At 43.3% G+C, this 21,943-nt stretch carries 14 protein-coding genes; 5 read left to right on the forward strand and 9 right to left on the reverse strand.

What is annotated here, in order from left to right; translation table 11 throughout:
- Positions 1-86 precede the first annotated feature (86 nt).
- Together CLV57_RS15610 and CLV57_RS15615 are read left to right on the forward strand one after the other, a co-directional pair.
- The gene (locus tag CLV57_RS15610; protein WP_100342314.1) at positions 87-638 is read left to right on the forward strand and encodes a hypothetical protein; all 552 of its coding nucleotides are present in this window, start codon (positions 87-89) and stop codon (positions 636-638) included.
- Between the two features lie 276 nt (positions 639-914).
- Positions 915-1,670 carry a hypothetical protein gene (locus CLV57_RS15615; protein WP_100342315.1) on the forward strand — a complete coding sequence of 252 codons (756 nt, stop codon included), beginning with the start codon at positions 915-917 and terminating at the stop codon, positions 1,668-1,670.
- 300 nt (positions 1,671-1,970) lie between these two features.
- On the opposite strand, the gene CLV57_RS18565 is transcribed toward CLV57_RS15615, so the two are convergent.
- Complete coding sequence (locus CLV57_RS18565) at positions 1,971-2,192, reverse strand: hypothetical protein (protein ID WP_211290080.1); 222 nt, start codon at positions 2,190-2,192, stop codon at positions 1,971-1,973.
- Positions 2,193-2,385: 193 nt separating this feature from the next.
- Between CLV57_RS18565 and CLV57_RS15625 the strand changes: the two genes are divergently transcribed.
- Positions 2,386-2,874 carry a hypothetical protein gene (locus CLV57_RS15625; RefSeq protein WP_100342316.1) on the forward strand — a complete coding sequence of 163 codons (489 nt, stop codon included), beginning with the start codon at positions 2,386-2,388 and terminating at the stop codon, positions 2,872-2,874.
- Positions 2,875-2,968: 94 nt separating this feature from the next.
- Positions 2,969-3,565: a collagen-like triple helix repeat-containing protein gene (locus tag CLV57_RS15630; protein ID WP_100342317.1), complete on the forward strand. Its 597-nt coding sequence runs from the start codon at positions 2,969-2,971 to the stop codon at positions 3,563-3,565.
- A 55-nt stretch (positions 3,566-3,620) separates the two neighbouring features.
- On the opposite strand, the gene CLV57_RS15635 is transcribed toward CLV57_RS15630, so the two are convergent.
- Entirely contained in the window at positions 3,621-4,316 is a 696-nt protein-coding gene (locus tag CLV57_RS15635; protein ID WP_100342866.1) for a LytR/AlgR family response regulator transcription factor, read from the reverse strand.
- Positions 4,317-4,477: 161 nt separating this feature from the next.
- Between CLV57_RS15635 and CLV57_RS15640 the strand changes: the two genes are divergently transcribed.
- Positions 4,478-6,514, forward strand: coding sequence for a histidine kinase (locus CLV57_RS15640; protein ID WP_100342318.1), 2,037 nt, complete (start codon positions 4,478-4,480; stop codon positions 6,512-6,514).
- Positions 6,515-6,762: 248 nt separating this feature from the next.
- Here the strand turns inward: CLV57_RS15640 and CLV57_RS15645 are convergent, their stop codons facing one another.
- The 7 genes from CLV57_RS15645 to CLV57_RS15675 form a co-directional block, all read right to left on the reverse strand.
- The gene (locus tag CLV57_RS15645) at positions 6,763-7,155 is read right to left on the reverse strand and encodes a TraR/DksA family transcriptional regulator (RefSeq protein ID WP_100342319.1); all 393 of its coding nucleotides are present in this window, start codon (positions 7,153-7,155) and stop codon (positions 6,763-6,765) included.
- Positions 7,156-7,605: 450 nt separating this feature from the next.
- Entirely contained in the window at positions 7,606-10,611 is a 3,006-nt protein-coding gene (locus CLV57_RS15650; RefSeq protein WP_100342320.1) for a glycosyl hydrolase 115 family protein, read from the reverse strand.
- 154 nt (positions 10,612-10,765) lie between these two features.
- On the reverse strand, positions 10,766-11,776 hold the full coding sequence (locus CLV57_RS15655) for a DUF5627 domain-containing protein (protein ID WP_100342321.1): 1,011 nt from the start codon (positions 11,774-11,776) through the stop codon (positions 10,766-10,768).
- Between the two features lie 27 nt (positions 11,777-11,803).
- Positions 11,804-13,567 (reverse strand): RagB/SusD family nutrient uptake outer membrane protein, encoded by a 1,764-nt coding sequence (locus CLV57_RS15660; RefSeq protein WP_100342322.1) that lies wholly within the window; start codon positions 13,565-13,567, stop codon positions 11,804-11,806.
- A gap of 18 nt (positions 13,568-13,585) precedes the next feature.
- Positions 13,586-16,465 (reverse strand): SusC/RagA family TonB-linked outer membrane protein, encoded by a 2,880-nt coding sequence (locus tag CLV57_RS15665; RefSeq protein ID WP_100342323.1) that lies wholly within the window; start codon positions 16,463-16,465, stop codon positions 13,586-13,588.
- A 21-nt stretch (positions 16,466-16,486) separates the two neighbouring features.
- Entirely contained in the window at positions 16,487-18,421 is a 1,935-nt protein-coding gene (locus CLV57_RS15670; protein ID WP_100342324.1) for a RagB/SusD family nutrient uptake outer membrane protein, read from the reverse strand.
- 11 nt (positions 18,422-18,432) lie between these two features.
- Positions 18,433-21,588 (reverse strand): SusC/RagA family TonB-linked outer membrane protein, encoded by a 3,156-nt coding sequence (locus CLV57_RS15675; RefSeq protein WP_211290081.1) that lies wholly within the window; start codon positions 21,586-21,588, stop codon positions 18,433-18,435.
- Positions 21,589-21,943: the final 355 nt, after the last annotated feature.

Consider the following 21,943-nt stretch of genomic DNA (forward strand, 5'->3'; position numbering starts at 1 on the left):
GGTTTTACCGATCAATTATATCGAAAATAAGAGTTTAGACGATTAATACTTATGTGCAACCTTTGATGTATAAAAATTAACACATCATGGAAATTCAACAAAACTCTGAAAACGCGCTTTCTCACTCTATTGTTAAAGCAATTATCAACGCTCCAATTGAAAAAGTAAACATAGCCGATTGGCTATTTAACCTTCCTGATCAGGAATATCAAAATTGTTCAACAGCTCACATAGCTGCCGGCTTTACCCGAACTTTGAACGGAGAGCCAATGTCTATCAATGTTGAGACCATAGGCGGCGCATTAATAGTTCAGCACTACGTTGCTACCGAGTATAGAGCTGATTATTGCAGGATGCTATCAGTTTCTGACACGATAACAGCCAACGGCCGCAGTAAAGTTCAGGTACTATGGGAATTAAAAGCTACCAAGTTAGATGAAAATACCTGTGAATATACCAATGAGATACACGCAACGGCTACACCAGAATTCCTGTCGTTTATAAAAGCGCACAACATTACGCTTGAGCAAGCTGCACATGACCGCCAACAGGCATCAGATGCCCATAATCATGAAGAAACGCCACTTTTTGCAAAAAGCATTGAAAGAAAAGCGCTGACAGGTAAATACGGTATTTAAAATTTGCTGTTAACAAAAGCCCCGCGGGCGTGCGGGGCTTTGCTACAGAGGCCGGGTATATTTCGAACCTCCTGATAAATCAGCTGAAGCTTTTAAACAAATTAAAGGTGGCTTAAACGGAGTCCGATTCCTCTACGGGCTGTTTCAAGATGCAATCATTTTATCAACCTTTCAATAAATACCATGAAAACACCTTTAAAAAACCGTTAAAGCACGTACTAAAATCAAGGCTACGCGAAATAACTTTATTCAAATCAATAAATTAAAGCTCTTATTATGGAACGTGTCAAAAATCTTTTCTTACTGTTATTTGCCGCTATTGTCATTACTGGCTGCGGCAGCAGCAATGCCACGGTAACCTGCAAAAAGGTGGAAAAATTTCAGTCGGATGCCGGGATAATCAACATCCCGCAGTTTAAAGTAGGAGATGCTATTCTACTTGATACAGTTAAAAAGGTAGGTACCTTCATCTTAAATTCCGAGATTGCTGATGCCGATATTTCTGCTTCGGCACCTATAGATTCCACAGTGATTTTAACAGAAACCGGCTTCGATATTAACTTAAGCGGTGATGTATCAAAAGCAAGTGCAAGCGTACAAGCCAATGTAAAGTCAACGATCTCTCGTAACACGACCTTCTTTTTAGCAAATAGCGTCCGAAAAAATATATCAAATCCTTTTAACGAGATCAACAAACCAGGCAACATGCCTGCAATTAAATCTGCATTGGTAAACAATAAAAATACGGTGTGCATGTTTGTTACCGGCATAGTCTATGCTGATAAGTTCGAATTCAGGATAAAAAACAGTGCAGGCGGCTCCGCTAATGCCAATATCCTCAAATTTGGGAATTTTTCGATACAGATTGCCTACACGTGCCAGGGCGATCTTAAAATAGATGCAAAAAATGGAGGAATATTTTATAAGCCATCTTTCTATGGTTTGAATGCCGCAAAAGACCAGTTACTCCTCCAAGCTTTAAAAATTGATTTGTCGGGTTACAATTTCTATCAGGCTTTAAAAGTCTATTAACAACTTAGTGTCACATGTTCGTCCTTAAAGCCTTATATATTATAACCCCACAATGCGCCTCAAAAATTCGGATCAAAATTGAAATAAATAGGATTGGAAAGGGCCACCATATTCCCGGTAAGTTTCATTGACATGGGTACCTGCGGATAATCTGCAGGCTTGCCCTCCACTACTACGCGGTAGTAAGTGCGGCCTGTAAGTGCGGGCGTGTCTGTAAACTCAACCTTCGGGTTTTTAGGGTCAAGTTTGTAAGTATTGAATGAGCCACCGTTCTTAATAACATTAACCGTGTAAGTGGTATCAGCATAAGTTTTTTTCGCTTAGCACCACGCTAAACTTAACGGCATTGCCTGTTGATTTAATATTATCTCCCATCATCATATCCGGTTTACCATCCTGATCAACATCGGCATAAAACTCCACACGCGGGGTGTAAGGATTGGCGCTTACAGACACCCGCCCGTTGGTTAAAGCATCAACCACACCTTGTTTGGTACGCGTGGCCGCACCACGTTTACACAATTCGCCGATGATGACAAGTTGGGTAAAAAAGTAGCCGCTACAGCATCTACAAAGATTAGCCTTTGCTCTTTACTCATCCGGTACTATCCATTCGCTCATTAAAAAACGAGCGCTGCTCATTATGAACTATTTTCTGGAAACGCCCATCTATATTTAATCAATGGTTAAATACAATTAGTTTAAATAAAGTTCTATGAAAACATTAACTCATATCTTAAGACTAAGTTTAGTAGCGGTATTGCTGACAGGAATAAATGCCTGCAAAAAAAATGATGGTGATAGCGTTGACTTGAAAGCCGGTGGCACCGGTAGGTATACTTTTGGCGATATAACCGTTAACGCTACCAGAGCCGATTATTTGCTGGCCGATGGTAATGCGTACGTTTATATATATGGCGAGGCTGCTACCGACATTATGCAACTCAGATTTGATAGGGTTGCCGGTGTCCCCGAAGGTACCTTTAATTATTTATCATCCTCAAACGCTAATTATAATCCGAAGTACCATTTTTCAGGTGGTTCAATAACCACGGTTTTTAATCCGGGATCTTTAGCGATCACTGCTGGTGAGATCACCATCAGCAAGAGTGGCGATTCTTACACTATAAAATTTAGTTGTACCATAGGAGCCAATCTGGGCAGATTGAAAGGATCGTATACCGGAAAGCTAACCAGCCGATAACAAAAAACGCGATAGGAAAAATTCAATGATCTACAGCGTTGATCCTTCGGTTTCCTCACTTTGAATTGATCTCATACAAATAACAAAAAGACTTATGAAACAGAAAAACTACTTTTATGTGGCCATGGTAATCCTGGCACTGGCCTCAGCATGTAAAAAAGGGGATGAAGGCCCAAAAGGCCCGGCCGGTAATAATGGAAAAGACGGCGCTGCGGGCGTTAACGGAAAGGACGGGGCACAGGGCCCTGCCGGCCCTAAAGGTGATACCGGTGCAACTGGCCCGGCAGGTACCGCTAATGTTATTTATTCCGACTGGGCATATGCCAAAAATTTTCGCGACACTGTAATGGATAACAGTAATGTACATGCGGCAGATATAGCGGCCCCGAAACTTACCAGCGCGCTGCTTAACAACGCCACAATTATGGTTTATTTTACTTTTGGCGGTGGTGTTTATGTTCTACCCTATACAAGTTACGCAGGCAGCAAACTTAATACTATCAATTTCGCTCCACGCGCAGGCCGGATAGTTATTTCCCGATTTACGGCGGATAATACGAACTCTGTCAATTTATCTACTCTTTTACAATACCGCTATATCATTATTCCCGGCGGCATCAAGGCAACCGAAGCCAGTAAGATCAATGTGAATAGTTATGAAGCGGTGCTGAAATATTATGGCGTTAACTAAGTATTATGCCTATCGGTTCTGCCAAAAGCCTTATCCCCAGGGTAAGGCTTTTGATTTAAGCACCGATCAGGTGCAGTAGGTCAGCTTTTCTGGAAGGAGATACTTCTATCTCCGACCCATCTCTCATTTCCAGCGTACCACCGTTACCTTTTTTATATTTACAAACATGGTCAAGGTTGACTATCACAGAGCGGCTGATGCGTAAAAAATGCCCATCGGCTAACACCGATTCGTATTCTTTCAAGGTTTTTGAAACGACAATTTTTGATTTGTCCTGCAGATAAAAAGTGCTATAATTACTCATGGCCTCTACCCGTATAATATCTGCTTTTTGAACAAAATACATACCTTCGGCTGTGGCTAAGGCGAGCCGGTTTGGGGATAATTTGGCAGCGAGCCGTTTTTTTAATCGAAAAACAGCCGTGTGTAGCTCGTCTTCGTCAATGGGTTTAACCAAGTAATCCACCGCGCTTAAACGCAATGCTTCCAAAGTGTAGGTATCATAGGCTGTGGTAAAAATAACCTGGAAATTAAAACTGCCCAGCTTTTCAAGAAACTGAAAGCCATTGAAGGCGGGCATTTCCACATCCAGAAAAAGCACATCAGGCGCAAGCTCGTCAATCTTTGTCAAAGCTTTGAGAGGGTCGTTAAAAATAGCTATTACCTGCAGCTCATCGCTAAACGTTTCCAGTTTCCGTGCCAGGAGGGTACTTCCCCTTATCTCATCATCTAATATTACCGCTTTTAACATACTGTATGTTTTTCTAAATTCGATTTTTTGATGCATTATAGCAACATCTTTGATCAGAATCTTAATATAAACGAGTAACCAATAGTTTTAAATGAGCGAATAAGCTATCGTTGTTGAGCATACAAAATGGCAGATCAGGACAATTATGTGTTAATTTGGGTATGAGAGGTCTCTATAAATTTTTCCTTTTGTTGTGGTTACTGTTTTCCGGCAGTTGGATTTATGCACAGGAGAAGGGCAGCATAGCCGTCGATTCGATGGTCAGGCTCTTATCAGTGGCCAAAGCCGACACCAACAAGGTGAATTTGCTCTACCGCCTAACGCTGGCTTATGATGGTTCAGACCAAAATAAAGCCTTGGCTTACGCGCAGCAATCTTATATGCTGGCCAAAAAGCTGGGCTGGAAAAAGGGACAATTGAATAGCTTAACCTATATTGGCAGCCTGCAGATGGATATGGGTAAAAATGAGCAGGCATTGGCAAGTTACCAGCAATTGTATCAGCTCAGCTTAAAAATTGGGAACCCCGCCGACATGGCCAAAAGCCTGATTAACATAGGTGCTGTTTACCAACGGTCAAGCAAATATGCGGAGGCTGCTGACTATTTTTTTAAAGGGCTTCGCGTTGCTGAACAGCATCAGAATGAAACGCTCATAGCCAAAAGCGAAAGCAACATCGCTTCGCTATTCATACAGCAACGCGATTTTGAAAAAGCTAAGCTGCATGCAGGGAAGGCAGAAGCGCGATACCAACGCTTACAGGAACCCGGTTATAGAGCCAAGAACCTGGAAATTTTAGGCGATGCTTTTGCATTTGATGGCCGGTACAAGCAGGCTATACCGGTTTATTTACGCTCCTTAAAGTTATACCAACAGGTTGGAGACCAGTTGGGCCTGGCTACCGTTTACACTCAAATGGTGGATTGTTATAGCAATGATCCACTGAAACGCATTGAATATTTGCGGCAGGCGAAACGACTGTGGGATAAGCTGGCCCCACTTAATCTGAACGCGATTGCAAATACCGGCAATTTTGGGTACAGCTATTTTGATATCCTGAAAAATCCGACTATGCTTAAACTGGTGCAGGATAGCCTGGGTTTAACTAAAGCGCAGTTGTTACTGGATGCTGATCATTATCTGAAAGAGGGTATCCGGCTAAGCCAGCAGGCGGGGGTGCCCGATCTGGTTTCTCAATTAACAAGCGTTTACGCGGAATTATGCGAGTATAAAGGAGATTATAAGGACGCGTTGATTAACTTCAAGCTACATTACAGCATACAGGATTCTATCGCATCGCAAACTATCAAAAACAAGATCGCGAAGCTGGAAGCGGAGAAGGAAATTGTTTTACGTGACCGTAAGCTACAGCGCGCGCAACTGCAAATGGAAAGGATTTGGACCTATGTAGTGACTGCGCTATTGGTAGTGGTGGTGCTGGCTGCGTATGTTTTTAACCGTTCAAGGATCAGCCGTCTTCGCCTGAAGAATGAATTGATCAAACAACAAGCCGAGGAACAAACCAGGGAGTTGCTTTACCGTAATAAACTATCAGAAAGTGAATTGAAGGCCATCCGCGCGCAGATGAACCCACACTTTATTTTTAACGTGCTGAATTCGATTGAATCGTATATCGTTGACAATGATGCCAGAACGGCCAGTAGACTGGTGCAAAAATTCGCTTCCTTAAGCAGGCTGATTCTGGAGAATTCTACCCAAAGCCTGGTAAGTGCTGACCGGGAATGGAAGGCATTGAATTTATACACTGAGCTGGAAGCAATGCGTTTTAGTGGTCAGTTCACTTACCGATTTGAGGTGGATGCACAAATAGACCTCGGCAAAATTCTTTTGCCACCTATGTTGGTTCAACCGCTCATCGAGAATGCCATACATCACGGTCTCCGGCACGGGGCTGCCGATAATAGTGAGCTGATCATCACGCTCGAGCAAGCCCGGACTCAAATACGTTTCACCGTGAGCGATAATGGTGTAGGCATAGACGAAAGCAAGAGTTCGGGGAGTTTTACGGCGATTAAAAGCAAATCAATTGGTTTGTCCGCCATTAGGGAGCGGATTGAAATCTTCAATATGATGTACGGCGATCAGCCTGCTTCTTTTATGATACGTAAAAAAACTCCGGAGGAAGGTGCCGGTACGATTGCGGAATTATTGCTGCCAAAGTTTAGCGGGTTGCGTTGATATATCGTTCTAAACAAAAGAGGAGTATAACCTAAGTTTGCTGAAAACAATCCGACAACATCAGCGCAACAACTTGAAAGGAGACTATTATCCAGCTCCTGGTAATCCGGAATGAATGCAGCACGATGGGCCTGTTCTACCAGGCTCAGCACGCTGCATTGATAAAGTTGTAACCCTATATTTATCAGTTAATCATATACTACTATAAGACTAATCTCAAAGAAAAGTATACGTTTCAACGGCTATTATTAATTCTGACGCAGCTTGGCTTCCATGCTTTGGGTGGTATGCGGCACAGCCATCAGTCTTTCTTTTTGGATTAGCTTGCCGGTAGAGCGGCAAATGCCATAGGTTTTGTTGCCGATGCGTACCAACGCAGCTTCCAATTGTTCTATGAATTTTTTTTGACGGGCAGCCATTTGGTGAATCGTTTCCTTTTCGAGTGTCGCCGCGCCGTCTTCCAGGGTCGCATAGGCTCCGCCGTTGTCCTCGTTACTGCTGGTACCACTCAGGGTATCCAATAAATCTTTGTACTCTTCGCGGGCGATATCAAGTTTCGATAAGATCAGGGTCTTGAACTCGTTGAGCTCTTCGTCCGAGTAGCGATTTGCATTTTTTTGTGTAGTTAGCGTGTTTTCCATGGTTTGCTTAACAGGCTGACCCGGATCGAGTTTTTAAAATTTTGAATATGATTATTATTGGATTTCCGAAACCTAAACTTCGGGAGAGGGGTATATAGCGTACTGGGTAACCCGGAAACCGGATTATTATTTGGATCAAGTGACGGGTATACTGAAAGTTGGTGGTCATTGACAGGCCCGTTTATTCCGCTAAAAAAGGTGTCAAAACTTACCAAACTTGCTCGTTTCATATCGCCATTTGTAAATATGTAGTTATCTATTTGATTAGCAAAAATCACTCATCAAATTAATTAAGGATTTATAATTGGTTATGTATTTAGTAATTAAAGGGCTGATCTTCATTATTGAGTCAGCCCTTTGTTTTAGCGATGGATGATCTTGATGTAGGCAAGAGAACCCTACTACAGCTTATAAGCGCCTCCCCATTCGCTCATAAATTTGTTTACTCATTTATAATTTACGTGGAACACTAACACTTTCGGGCGGCCCCAAATACGAAGGCTTTAACCCTCCGGTGTTAACAATTATTTTTTCGAGAACAACTCCGGGATCAATTAACCAAACTTTTAGCGTATGATTACCGCGCGATTTGATTTTGAGGGTGGTCTTAACTTGTCTCGCCTGCTTAACCACTGTTTGCGCCCACGCTGGGTTTGACCAATGCACTTTAAATTTATCAGGCACATTTACCATATAAATAGGTGCCTCGTCGTCAAAAGAAACAGCAATCCTGATATCCCTGTCCGGCATCACATTTAGTAATGGGGATGTTATCAACGTAATTTCCGCGGTATCAGTTGAAGTTAGGTACAGGGGATACTCGAGGCAAGGCGCGTTTTTTCCGGGAACTGCTGCGGGCGCATTGGCCGGTGCAGTAGCGCGCATGCCCGAAAGCGTTAAACCATAGTCCTCGATCTCTTTCCATTCACGGGCACCACTGGGTACATTCTTAGCAAAATGGGCTGCCTCAATGGCGATCACACCACCGCTTTCCACAAAGCTGCCGGGCTTCGCCATACTTGTCTGTAATGCAACGTAGTTAACTTTTACATTAACAGGCTGTCCGGTACCACTAATTGTTACAATACCTTCGGCATTTGCTTTAGGTAGTGCAAATTTGTTTAAGCTAAATAAGATGCGCTTGTCGAGACTATCAACCGAACCAGATATATTACTTATGTTCAACCAGTTAACATTGCTACTAATTGTATAATTGAAAGGTAGCCTTCCCTTATTAAACAGTTCCAGATAATGATTTGTATTGTTATAGTTATCAAAGGCGGGAAGAACAGTCTGTTCTGTATGCTCAGCCCAGCTGTTTTCATTACCCTCTAAAGCAACACCCATCGTGGCGGCTTGGGGTACTTGCAGTTCTTTAAGCTTGATGGCATCAAGGCTGTTTTTTCTTGGTGGCGACCATGTGGTGTATCCAATATGCGTTTCATCCATAAAGTGGTTCCACCTGCCTCCCGCGTAAACATGGTTGTACTCATTCATTAGCAAAGAGTCTTTTTGGAAAAACAAACGCGTCCTTGCTGCCATCTCATTGGCGCTTGCCCGCTGTTGCTTTGCATAAAGTTCATTTTTTGCGGCTGCCAGATACATTTCATAAAGTTGCGCGCATGCTTTTACCGGAAATAGCACAATCTGATAATAAGCGTCGCGTAAATTTTCGGGCATTTTGACGTAAAGTTGCTCTGCCTTTTTTTGCAATTGAACATAATCTGAAACCACATTTTCCGCTTCGTTATAGTTGATGAGACTATATGTAGACGAAGTTAGAGACTCCGGTTTACGACGACCATTATATTTGGTGTACTTATTCAGGATGTCAGCAATATCACCTGCATACTGGCTGCCGAACTGATTGGCTGCCCATTGTGTTGTGTAGGCATGTATCTTATCACTGGTCCAGTAATTGGTATCCCAGGCCAGATCCATAAAATATTGCATTGGTAGTTCATATCCTTTAAAGTGCCCTACGTTAACTATCCATATTTTATCCGCACCGTATTGCTTAGCCAGCGACATTTGGTCCCAGATTTTTGCAATAGGATTGGTATTGATCCATTCATAGCTTCTGGGGTCACCGTGATAATCAAAGTGATAATACACACCGGCTCCGCCTGCTCTCAAGCGTTCTTTAGCATCAGGCAATCTGCGTATATTGCCCCAGTTATCATCGGCCCAAAGCAGGGTGATGTTATCCGGAACACGCATGCCATTATTATAATATTCCATGATCTCCTTGTACAAGCACCAAACCTGCGGAACGTTGCTGGCTGCCGCGCCATATTCGTCTTTAATGATATTTTGCTGGGTGCTGGCAATACCTTCTACCATTGCAATATTATCAGTTAAAGAGCCTTTCATTTCGGTATCATTAGCGCCGCGCAATCCCATGGTGATCACGCTTTCGTAACCCTTATTCCTACTAATACCTTCGCGCCAGAATTTTGCCAATGTATCGGCGTGCTTGGTGTAGTCCCAGTTGCCCAGGGTGCGTATGTACCTTCTATCCCATTCCTGTTGTGAACGCAGCATAGGCTCCTGATGCGAAGTACCCATTACAATACCAAACTCATCCGCAAGTTTAGGGTTTTCAGCATCATCCTCGTTAAAAGCATTGGACCACATGGCTGGCCATAAATAATTGGCCTTAATCCGCAGCAAAAGTTCAAATACCTTTGCGTAGAACTCATGACCATAATTAGCAACGCCGGCGCGAACAGGCGGATTGGTACTGGGTTTAACCGTTCCAAAGTTTTCTCTAACCCACCGCGTCAGATCGGGATCTTCATCATTGATGAAAATTCCGCGGTATTTAACACTGGGGCCTTCAGAATAACGTCCGCTTTTTATATACAAGTTAGTATGTTTTTTTGGCGGCACATCGGCCCAGTAATGCCATGGCGATACACCAATACTTGAGGAAACATCGTACAATCCATAAATCGTTCCCCGCTTATCACTCCCTGCAATAACAAAAGCCTTTGTTACCCCCGGAAATGGATCATCAATTACTTGTAGAAGAAAGTTTTCCCATTTTCCTTTGATTGCGCTTACATTAAGTTTTCCGCTTTTAACCAGCCTGTCAATTAGTGCGCTTTTACCAATTGTACCTACAATGATTAATTCTTTTTGCGATGGAACTTTATCGTATAAAACGGCTGGTTGATGATCGGTTACTTTGCCGATGTCTCCCTGAAGGTCAAGTAACGCTCTTAATACACCTTTGTGATCTGTCGAGCTGGCAACAATTGTTGCCGATCTCCCACCTGCGGAAAGCTTGAACGCGTTTTTGACATAGCTTTCGGAAATGTAGTTTTTACCGTTCAATGCCCATGCTGCGGTAGGTATTGCGCCAATTGTAGCACAAATCAAAACCAGTATGAAAGCAGCTTGCCTAAAAGCGCGTACAGGATTCTTAGAAAAAATTTTCAAATTATATATCATTTTAGTATAGTTATTTTGTTAATTATTTATGGCCAATGCGGCTGTTCACAAATAACAAGGAGAGATGACTGACCTCAATCAATCATCTCTCCAATAAACGGCTTACCGGGGCCTTATGACCAATGCGCCACAGCGACAAGCGTTAACTTAAGTTTTATAATTGCGCCGGGGTAAATAGCTCGTAGCTAACTGCTCTGTCGCGCATTACCAGCGTGTCTTTAGAGGTTATAGTGCCGCTGATGATTCTGGTGCTTGGAGCAGTACCAACAGTAACGCCGTTATAGGCTACCTGATAGTTCAGGTAAAGCGCGTCGCGGTCTGTATTGCCCCAGCTTTTTTTATCGCCCCTCTTCACGAACTGCCCTGTTCCTGATGCCGTAAAAAGGTTTGTATTAGTAGAAATGGTACATTTTCCGGTATTGTCAAATGTAAGTAACAAGGTACAGGAAAAGTTGGCTCCCTGACTGTCCTTAAACACCACGGGAAACTCCGTTTGTGTAAGCGATTTTGTATTTAACTTGTTTACTTCGTCATTTTCTACATATACAGCATGCCGGGTCACTGTTCTGCTATCAGTGGCGCTGGTCATTACGTCAACACCTCTTCGGAGGTAAAAACCATGCCATGGATTAATGAACTTTAGTGCATAAAGCACGAAGTTCTTTTCAGGCAGAATTTTGTCGGCATTTTGTACACCTGTCATTTTCAAGGGGAGTACATATGTGTTTTTTATTGCAAGCGGATCGGCAAAAAAAGCATCTGTTAATTGCACCTGTACACCGCCCATTATGCTGCCTTTGGGAATACTGATTTGATTGGATGCCAAAGAATAATAATTGGAGGGCAACACTTTGATCGCATCGCCACTGCTTAGAAATTTAAGGTTGTTTGCCAGCGTCGCATCTACATTGAAATTAATTACAACGTCTTTCTTATTGTCAGTTGTGCCGCCTAAAGTAGCTTTAACCTCCACCTTGTGTGCATTATCCAGGGTATTATCTATAAATAAATCTTCGCCTAATACAATGGTTCGCACCGGATACTGATAAGAGAAGTATACCGACTGCGTATCATAATCCGGATGTTGGATATCATTGTTTTTCAAGCAACCCGTTGCAGTGCCCAACGCAACTGCCAGCCCCATAAATAGTTTATATCTTTTCATTTTAAAATTACTTTAATGAATGCTGAATTACTGCCAGCCAGCATTCTGTATCAATTTGTTATACTTCAGTACTTCTGAATACGGAACAGGGCCATAAACCATGTAGCTTTGAAATGCTCTGGCTTCAGCCGTAAAGGGTGTGTAAACCGTGCCGTTAACATCCATACCCTGAGCTGATTCATTCAGATCTGCTTTCCATCTGCGAAGATCCCAGAAACGGAAGCCTTCGAAACACAGCTCCAGGCGGCGTTCATTTCTAATCAATTCGCGCATTTTGGCTTGATCAAGCGCGCATTCTTCTAAATAAGCATGGCTATTGCCCGTCCCCACTCCGGCTCTTGTGCGGATGGCTTTGATCACGTCGTATGCCGAAAAAGCGTTAGGTCCGGTGCCTTTAGGGCCCCAGGCTTCATTGGCCGCCTCTGCATAATTCAGATACATTTCTGTATACCTGATACGGGGAGTATAGCGATTTCTGCCTGTCACAGCTCCTGGCGTTAAGCTCACATCCCAACGAAGTGTCTTTCTCAGGTAGTAACCTGTACGTGTAGACGTTGCCCTTACTAATATTCCATCGGGGGTAGTAGACTGGCTTCCCGTTCTCAATGAAGTTAAATCTGGGTGTGCATTATACATAATGTAGGCTCTCAGTCTTGGATCGCGGCTTGTATATGGATTGGCCGGATTATACAAGCTGCTGCTATTGCCAATAGGGTAACCATTTGCCATAGGAAACGCTTTCACCAGATTATCGGTAGGATTAATCAAACCATTGCCGAAAAGGCTCGGTGGAAAATTTTGCGTTTCTCTGTCACTATTGGAGGTCTGACGATTCTCTCTCCAGATAATCTCTGAGGGATTATTTCCCAGTGATAGCCCATCTATCTCCGTCCGGTTGTCATAAAAGGTATAACCGTTGGCAGGCAATGAATTGGGCCCACCTTTGTAACGGATGATCGCAGCTGCTGCATTTGCAGCCTGATCCCAGGTAGCCGGATTTGCCGGATTTTGAAAGGCCGGGCTGGCAGCAAGCAGAGCAGTTCTCGCTCTGACTGATTTAGCGATAAGGCCATTGAACAACTGCTTGAAAGTTGCCCCCATCCCCCTGTTATAAATAGCAGGAGTTTGCGTGATAGATGCAAATTGTGCCGGTATCTGACTGGCTGATGTGATATCTACATATTCTACAGGCAGATAGTATTCTGCACTGTCAAGATCGCGGTAAATCTGCTTAACGCAAGCATCAAACGTAGCTCTCGGCTGGTTAAAGTCCGCTGTAGTAGGTTCCTGAAATTCGGTAATAATAGGTACCCCCATCAGTTGTCCGTTAGCGGTTAGTCCTGCATGATTGCGTAATAAAAAATACATATGAAGGGCGCGCAAGCCAAATGCTTCTCCTCTCATCCTATAATTTAAAAGCCTGTTTGAAGCCGGATCATTTGCGAATTTAACCTTGTTAGAATTTGCTAAAAACTGGTTAACGTATAATATACCCGCATACGAAGGATTCCATACACTGAGGTTACCGTTAGCTGCGGTCCAGGAACCGGTTGCCAGCTGGCTAAATACGTTAGTTCGATCATTTGCTACTGCATCATCGGTTGCCAGATCGCTGCTGTTATAATATCCGGGCAAGGTGCGATAAGCCTCTAAAACAAACCCCTCTGCAAACTGGGGGTCTTTGTACATATTATCTACCGACCTGAAATTTTCCAATTCGGGATCCAGAATCTTTTTGCAACCCGTAAAGGATAACACAATCAGCGCGATTATTATTAATCTTATCTTCATGATATCTTTTATTATATGTTAAAAAGTGGCTTTAATTCCAATATTGTAAAAACGGGTCTGGGGAGCTGATCCGATATTGGTTTCCATCAACTTGCGTTCTTTTGATATAACAAGCAGATTGTCGCCGTTTACATAAACGCTCATCCCATGAATGAATGAGGTTTTGCCGAAGGCCGTTTTATTAAAGTCATACGTAAATTGAACCCTTCTCAAATCAAAGCGATTGTTATCATACATCCAATAAGTGGAGTTCTGGAAATTATTGGTAGTACTATTGGTACTTAAACGCGGATAAGTAGCTGTGCTGGCTGTTTCAGGTGTCCAGCGGTTCAAAACCACATCTGAGTATTTGCCTAAACCGGTTACCCAATAATAGGAGCTGTTTTTATATCCGATGGCGCCGCTTTGTCCAGAACCTAAAACAAGCATAGTCAGGTTCTTCCATTTTAATGTTAAATTAACTCCATAAGTAAAGGGCGATGCTCCCCCTCCGTTACGACCCAGGTATACCTGGTCCCGGGTATCAATAACATTATCGCCATTGATGTCTTTGTATTTAATATCGCCAGGCTTCAATGTGCCGCCGAACGTTTGCCGCGCGTGTGCGTCAATTTCTGCCTGACTCTGGAACAACCCTTCAGCAATATACCCAAAGCTTGCGTCTAAAGGTTTCCCCACCCGGTTCTGGTAACTGTTCTCATATACCTCATCCCTTTTGGTGGCTTCTGATTTATAAATCATCCCTACAAAACCTAAAGAAAATTTAAGCTTGCCAATTTTACTGGTATAGTTCGCCGAAAAATCCACGCCCTTACGCATGTCATTATTAAAATTGAGCCAAGGTTGGAAAGAGCCGTTTCCGTTATAATAAGACGGGTAAACAGTTGCCAATCCGTTCGCCAACAAGCCTTTTGTCTCCTGATGGAAATAGTTTGCGTTCAGATTAAGGGCGTGCTTAAAAAGAAACGCATCCAAACCTGCCCTGAACTCTTTGCGCTCCACGAACGTGAAGTTAGGATTGGCACCACGACCATACAGCACATAAGATCCTGATGAAGTTCCATCGCGCCAGCCATATGTACCTGGAGTGGTTATATTTCCCTGATATAAATAGTAATCCGCACCATTAGAAGTAATATCCAGATCCTGTTTAAGTGAAGAATAGGTCGCCGTAAGCTTCAGATCGTCTACAAAAGATACGTGGTTTTTGAAAAAATCTTCTTCGCTGATTCGCCATCCCAGGGTAGCTGTAGGAGATAAGCTGTTACGGTTACTGTTAGGCAGTTTTCCCGAATGAATTACAGCGCCCGTGAAATCAACATAATATTTATGATTAAAATTATATCCGGCCTGTATGCCCAGGTTGGTGTTACGGATATTCTGGTAATCACTGCCCCCATCATTATTAGGATCGCTTGATACCTGTGTCATATATCCCCATCCAATCAGCGCGCCGGTAACGTTGTGTTTCTGTCCGAATGTGCGTTGGTACATAAGTCGGGGATTAAAGGAAATAGTTTGATTATACAGCGATGAGCCCACATTTTCGGCGGTAGCTATGCCGTCGTTTCCGAATTGTGTCAAATTCGTTATCACGTCAGTACCATTAACCGTTGCCCATGTTGGTTGGTAAGTTGCGTAGGCTACCGTGAAAGCCTCAGAATATCTCGAAGTATAATCCATGCTAAACCGCATGCCGAAAGTTAATCCAGGTGTCAAATTGCCCAGATCCGCTTCCGCACCGGCATTAAACATTAAAGTGTTCCGCTTGGTTTTGATATAACCCGATGCCAGAATCTGAGACAGATCACTGGTTTGCCTGGTAGACAGACCGCCCAGCAAGTATTTACCATCAATTACGAAATTACTGTTTTTAGCGATGGCTTGAAGTTGCGCATTAGCAGGATCGAGCCTGTCTATGGGTACCAGATAAGAAAAATAATCGTCGTTAGGGCGTAAAGTAGCCGCCGCTCCATAAAAGTCTCCCCTGGCTGTGTATTCATTATTCATAATAACTACGGCATCTACAGAAGCTTTAAGCCAGCTGTTAATCCTCATATCAACATTGGCTCTGACGTTAACATCCAAAGCATTAGCTTTTTTTGACTGGCCCAGTTTTAACAGGTTGTTATTATAACCCAAGCCGATATTGGAATAATACTTAGCGTCCTTATTGCCGCCAGAAATCTCGCCGGTCAAGTCTGTCCGATACGTCATTTTTCTCAAAAAATCCGATGAGTACAAATTCAGGTCGGGATAACGCCAAGGGTTGATACCTGCTCTGGTATTACTTATTTCAGCATCTGTAAACTTATTCGTCAATCCGTCGTTACGCAAAGCTTCATTATAGAACGTCATATAATCCGCGGCATTCAGATAATTTGGGTAGGATTTAGGTACAAGAAATCCACCATTGACGCGTAAATCTACCGTAAGCGGTTTTTCAGCTCCCCGCTTTGTGGTAATCAGTACCACACCTTTAGCGGCACGGCTTCCGTACAGGGCTACGCTGCTTGCATCTTTTAATACGGTTACTGATTCTACCTCCGTCATACGCACGTCCGCGGCCCGGCGGGGAATTCCGTCAATCAGTACCAAAGGTGCTTGTCCCCAGATATTTAGAGCACCATCGGCACCGCCACCGGCATATCCTCCAACAAAACTTTGAAGATTGTTTAAGCCATTTGCACCATAACTTTTATTGATCAATTCGGCCACGTTAACGGAGGATACTGCACCAAGTACATCACGATTGGGCACTTTTCGAAACGCGACGTTAATAAGGCTGTCCGTCGTGACAGTTTGAACAGAATCTCTGGCTTGCTGAGCTTCTGCTCTCAAGATACTGAAATAAGTGCCCAAAAACACACAACAGGTTTTTATATATATATTTCTCATATTTTGTTCATAATTAAAAGACTACCAACCCGGATTCTGCTTAAAATCAGCGTACAGATTAACATCGGCTATTGGGAAAGGGAACCAATAATGCTTGCTTGTAAATTTCCTTTCAATCAATACGGTTTCTCTGAAGTTTTGAACGCGGGCGTTTTTCGGATCAGCATATACCTGCGCGTTCGGGGTTGCCCTGTCAAACTCTACTGCTTTCTTAAGTGTGTATGGCAATTTGTCAAGCAGTTTCCAGCGACGCAAATCCACAAACCTGTGTCCCTCATACGCCAGTTCTACCGCCCGCTCCCTCCTGTATTCTTGTCGGAACATATCTTGTGAGACTAAAAATTTCGGTGCCACGTGGCCTACTCCCAGCCCAGGCCTGTCTCTTACAAAGTTCACTGCATCCACAGCTGTTTTGGTATAGCCTGATGCGCTCGCCAGTGGATTGTTATTGCCCTCAGACACAGCCTCCGCGTACATCAGGTACATATCAGACAATCGAAGGAAACTCAATACCATACAGTTGTTACCTCCATAAGGATCTCCATAACTATTTAACAATTTGTTGGTGAATTTGGAAAGCATATAACCTGTATACACAGCTGCAGCACCGTCCGTTGTCCTATACCAGCCGTTGGTGTATAAGCTGGCGTATTGCCTGAATTCGTTATTACCCACGTTCGCTCCGTTAGTAACGGCCTTCTCGCCGTCAAACATAATATCATTGTAGAAACGGGGATCTCTGTTTCTCCATGGAAATTGCGGATCCCAGCCAGACTCGGCATCAGGTTTGGTAGGGTCTGGTATGGGAAGGCCGTTTTTCATTCCGTAATAATCAATATAATTCGCTGTAGGATAACACTTTAAACCAGTAGTACGAATGGTAGCCGGGCGATAGTCATTGATCATATTGGATTGCCAGCGGCCAGGTTCAACTATACCTTCCTGAAAGATGGCTTCCAGGTATCTTTTTCCGCCGATAATGGCCGAACCAGGCGTACGATTTGCCTGGGCATACGTGTAAAAAATTTCGCTGTAATTTGAAAAGGGCACTAACTCATATCGGTTAGTAGCCTCGCAAATTTTTAAGGCTTCCGCAAATACATCAGCGGCCTTTTTACATAACTCGGTATTATAAGCCTCAACGCCTGTAGATTCCTGGTTCATTAACGGACTACCCGCCAGAAGGAGATTTTTTCCTAAAAAGCCGAGCGCCATAATTTTATTTATACGACGGTCATTGTTTCCCTTGGTTGATTTGGCAGTAGGCACGTCCGCATCAGGCAACAGGTCCCAGTCTACAGGCAATAAATCTGCTGCTTTCTGTAAATCTGCAGATACCTTTTCTGCGGTCTTCTGATAATTTAAGCGCGGAATCCGGGGAGTCTGGTCAGCAGGCAGCACCACATCAACGTAAGGCAACCCGCCCCAGTACTGCATCAACATAAAGTGATACCAGCCGCGAAAAAAATACAACTGCCCTTCGATCAATTTTTTCTCTTGAGGAGTCGCATCAGTAAGCTTATCTAAATTAGCCAGCCCAACATTTGCTTTTCTTATAGAATACCATGCAAGTCCATATAACTGACCTTTATTGCCTCTGGAGGTACTACTTGCACTGTAATTATCGTATTTGAACCAAGAACCGAATGTTGCATTTTCCCATGCCCTGTAATCTCCCTGATCTATATTATACGATAATATCCTGTTATCATTGGTTTGCCATAACTCCTCTTCGCCGAAATTCCAGTTGTTGTGCGACGTCGATCCGGTAGCTACCGGTACCGCATTGTACAATTCCTCTACAAATCCCTGGAAGTTCCTATAATTCTTAAACGCCTCCGTATCACTTACGGCTGTAGCCGGAGCTGCATCAAGATATTTTTTGCATGACCCGAAGCTCACGCATATTAATGCCACCGTTAGGGGAATTAATACTATTTTATGGTACTTTTTCATCGTCAATTTTTTTAAAAGCTTACATCAATACCCAGATTATAACGTTTTGAAGTGGGGTAGGCACCCTGAAGGGAACCACCGCCAGAACTGAAGTTAGACTCCCTATCATCCGGCATTTTGGTCCATAATGCCAGGTTATTCCCGTTTACAAATACTCTGAATGACTTCACCCCAATCTTCTTCATTGATGGCCCACTGAATGTGTAAGCCAGTTCTGCATTTCGCAAACGGATATAGGAGCCGTCATACTGATATCGTGTGGCGTATACTCCCTCTGGCAATGCTCCCCATCGAGGCAACGGTACATTACCTCCGGATTCTTTTGTCCAGTATGTTCCCTCTACATAAGCCGTATTTGAGGCGGAGTATGTATCAAAGGTTGGGAAGTTAATAGTACGGGTGACATTGTTTACGCCATAAAACTGAGCGAAAGCGCTAAACCCTTTCCATTCGATCCCGAGGGAGAGATTATAAGTATTTTGAGGAGAACCTGAGTATTGATAAGGTGCAACGTCAAAACGGTCTACTATGCCGTCACCATTGTAGTCTATAATATTATAATCGCCAGGCAGTTTAAATTGATCATTCGCATTTCGTGGCGCGCTTCCGTAAACATCATCCCATGACCTCAAATATCCAGACGATAGATACGATTTCACCTGTCCTAACTGATATCCTGCATTTTTTAGATTACTTGGTAGTAACTCGGGATCATCGCGAAACAATACTTTATTGACTGCATGAGTGATAGATGGATTGGCCCATAAACGCAATCCGTTGTTCAATCTAAAATTAAAACGTAACTCAAGCTCGAAGCCGGTTCCCTGAACTTTACCGAGATTGGCATTTGGCGCACTCTGACCGAAGTATTTTGGAATGGCCCTATCCGCGCCGGCTATGATGATATTACTCCGTATGTCTCTGAATACGTCCAAGTTTCCTTCAACCAATCCATTTAAAAATCCGAAGTCTAAGCCAACATTAGTTTTCTCTACTGTTTCCCAAGCTATGTTAGGGTTACCCAGCTGCGTTATACTATAAAAAGTGTAGGGCGAATTCTGGGCCAGTGGGCCCATAGGAGCGTTGCCTGAAAAAGTCCATTGATCTCTGTAAAGATAGCGTCCGGAGAATTGGTCCCCACCCTGCCGGTCGTTACCTATCTTACCATAAGATCCGCGCAGTTTCAACGTCTGAATAAAGTCTAATTTTTTCATAAACTTCTCATTGCTAATTACCCAACCTGCAGAAATTGACGGGAAAAACGCGAAACGGTAATTAGGACCAAATTGTTCAGAACCATTATATGCTCCATTAGCTTCAACTATATATTTGGAGGCAAATTTGTAAGTAGTACGGAAAACCCAATCCTCTCTAAATCTCGGAAATACGCTTCCCTGGGCTATCCTTTCGCGCATGAAGACTCCTGTTAGCCCTACGTCATGCTTGCCGAAAGAGCGATTGTAATCCAATTGAGCGGAGTAATTAAGTCTACGATAGGTTGAGCCTACATCAACTGAACCTGCTGCAGCGCTCCAGTTAACCCGTTCATAAAAATCCAGCTGCGTATTGGGATCCGTGGTCTGACTGTACTGAACGGCTCCGGTGATAGGATTGATCCATTTTGCTTGAAACGGATTATTCGTGTCGTTAATACCACGACCGCTCTCTGAAAAAGTATTGTCATAGGAGTAGCTTAACCGTAATTTCAAGCCCTTCGTGATCATCCTCAGATCCTGATTCAAAATAAAATCGGTTGTGATCTGGGTACTTGTATTCGTTTCCTGGCCTGCATTTGCCAGGTCGGCAATCGAGTTAGGTACATCAAAGGTGGCATTCGGGAAGAAGCCATATGTTCCATCGGAGTATATCGGACGCATAGCATCAGGAGCAGACCTGTAAGCCGCTGTCCAGGCAAAAGTGGCCGAGTTGTTGTTTCCATTCGGTTTTCCCCATGGGAATCTTCGCACGCCATTCGATCCGAATAACTTAGTTGAAAGTTTCGTAGTCTTGGTAAGGTCAAAATCAAGGTTACTGCGAAAGTTGAGCCTGTCATAATTATAACCAGAATTATACCCTTTGTTATTATTAAACGTCTTTAACAAATCCCCTTCGCTCACATAATCTGCAGAGGCAAAATAGGTTACCCCTTTGGCCCCCCCAGATATGCTTACATTAGCGCCGTAAGCCATCGCATAATCTCTAAATAGTTCCTTTTCCCAATCTGTATTAGGATAACGGTCCCACTCATCTGCATTAGCTGGATAGCGATATTTATAAAGAATAGCTCCGGGAGTGAAATTAGAAGGCCACAGTGTATAATCTGTAGACAGTTCCCGTTCGCTTACTCTATTTTTAAGTGATAAAGCATCATATGAGTCGTATTTCGCAGGCAATTTCGACACCGTTTTGACGGTTGTATTTGCGCGGGCCCTTATTTGAGCTTTTCCCACAGAGCCGGTTTTGGTTGTTATCAAGATAACGCCATTTGCGCCCTTTACTCCATAAACTGCCGTTGCGGCTGCGTCTTTAAGAACGGAAACAGTCTCCACTGAACCTATATCGATAGCGCTTAGCGGGCGCTCAACTCCATCTACCATTACCAAAGGAGCGCTGTAGTTCCATGTGGTTTGTGCGCGGATGAGTATTTGAGGGTCTTCCGCACCGGGCATACCTGATGATGACGATACTGTTACGCCGGGTAAATTACCCGCTAATGCCATACCTAAATTGGTTACGCCGCCGGTACGTTCCAACGCCTTCGCGTTGGTTTGCGTAACAGCGCCTATAAGGGTTTCTTTCCTTTGCTGACCGTAGCCTACAATAATTACATCGCTCAACATCTTATTATCGTCCTGCAGTGTTATCTTAAGTGGTACAGCGCCATTGGCTTTTATCTCCTGGGTAACCATGCTGAGGTAGCTCACCACAAGTGTAACGCCAGGATTGGTAACAGATAGGGTGAATTTGCCGTCTTTGTCAGTAACCGTCTTTGTTTGGTTATCTGCCTTTACAGCCACATTTGCTCCCATAAGGGGCTGTCCGGTAGCATCGAAAACAGTGCCTGTAAGCGTTATTCTACCTTGCGAATAAGCGGTAAAAACGCTGAAGACCAGTAGCACAAGCAAACATGGAATTTTAAGAAATCGCTTTCTTTTATATTTCATCATTAATTAGGTTATAAAGGTTTATAATACGAACCGGTAACATATACCTCTCCGCCAATTTTGAGACCTCATATCTCATCAATGGGAGAAGAATTTGTTTCCGAAGAGTTCAAGAAATTTTCGTTGAAAACCCCAAATGCAAAAAAGTCCTAATGATTGGTTTATGTAATTGGTTAAGAAATTTAGGCTTTGGTATCGGGAACCGGCCCGATATAAGTTTTGATGTATTGATTTATCAACGACATTCCGGTTCAAGTTTCCTGTTTCAGCAGCAAGCGTTTGTTAAACTACCTGAGCTAATTAATTATGAGTTGAAGTTTATTCATTAAATAAGTTTAAATTTTAGATTTTTATGAAT

Origin of the sequence: Mucilaginibacter auburnensis, assembly GCF_002797815.1 — a bacterium.
In the GTDB taxonomy this organism is placed as follows: domain Bacteria; phylum Bacteroidota; class Bacteroidia; order Sphingobacteriales; family Sphingobacteriaceae; genus Mucilaginibacter; species Mucilaginibacter auburnensis.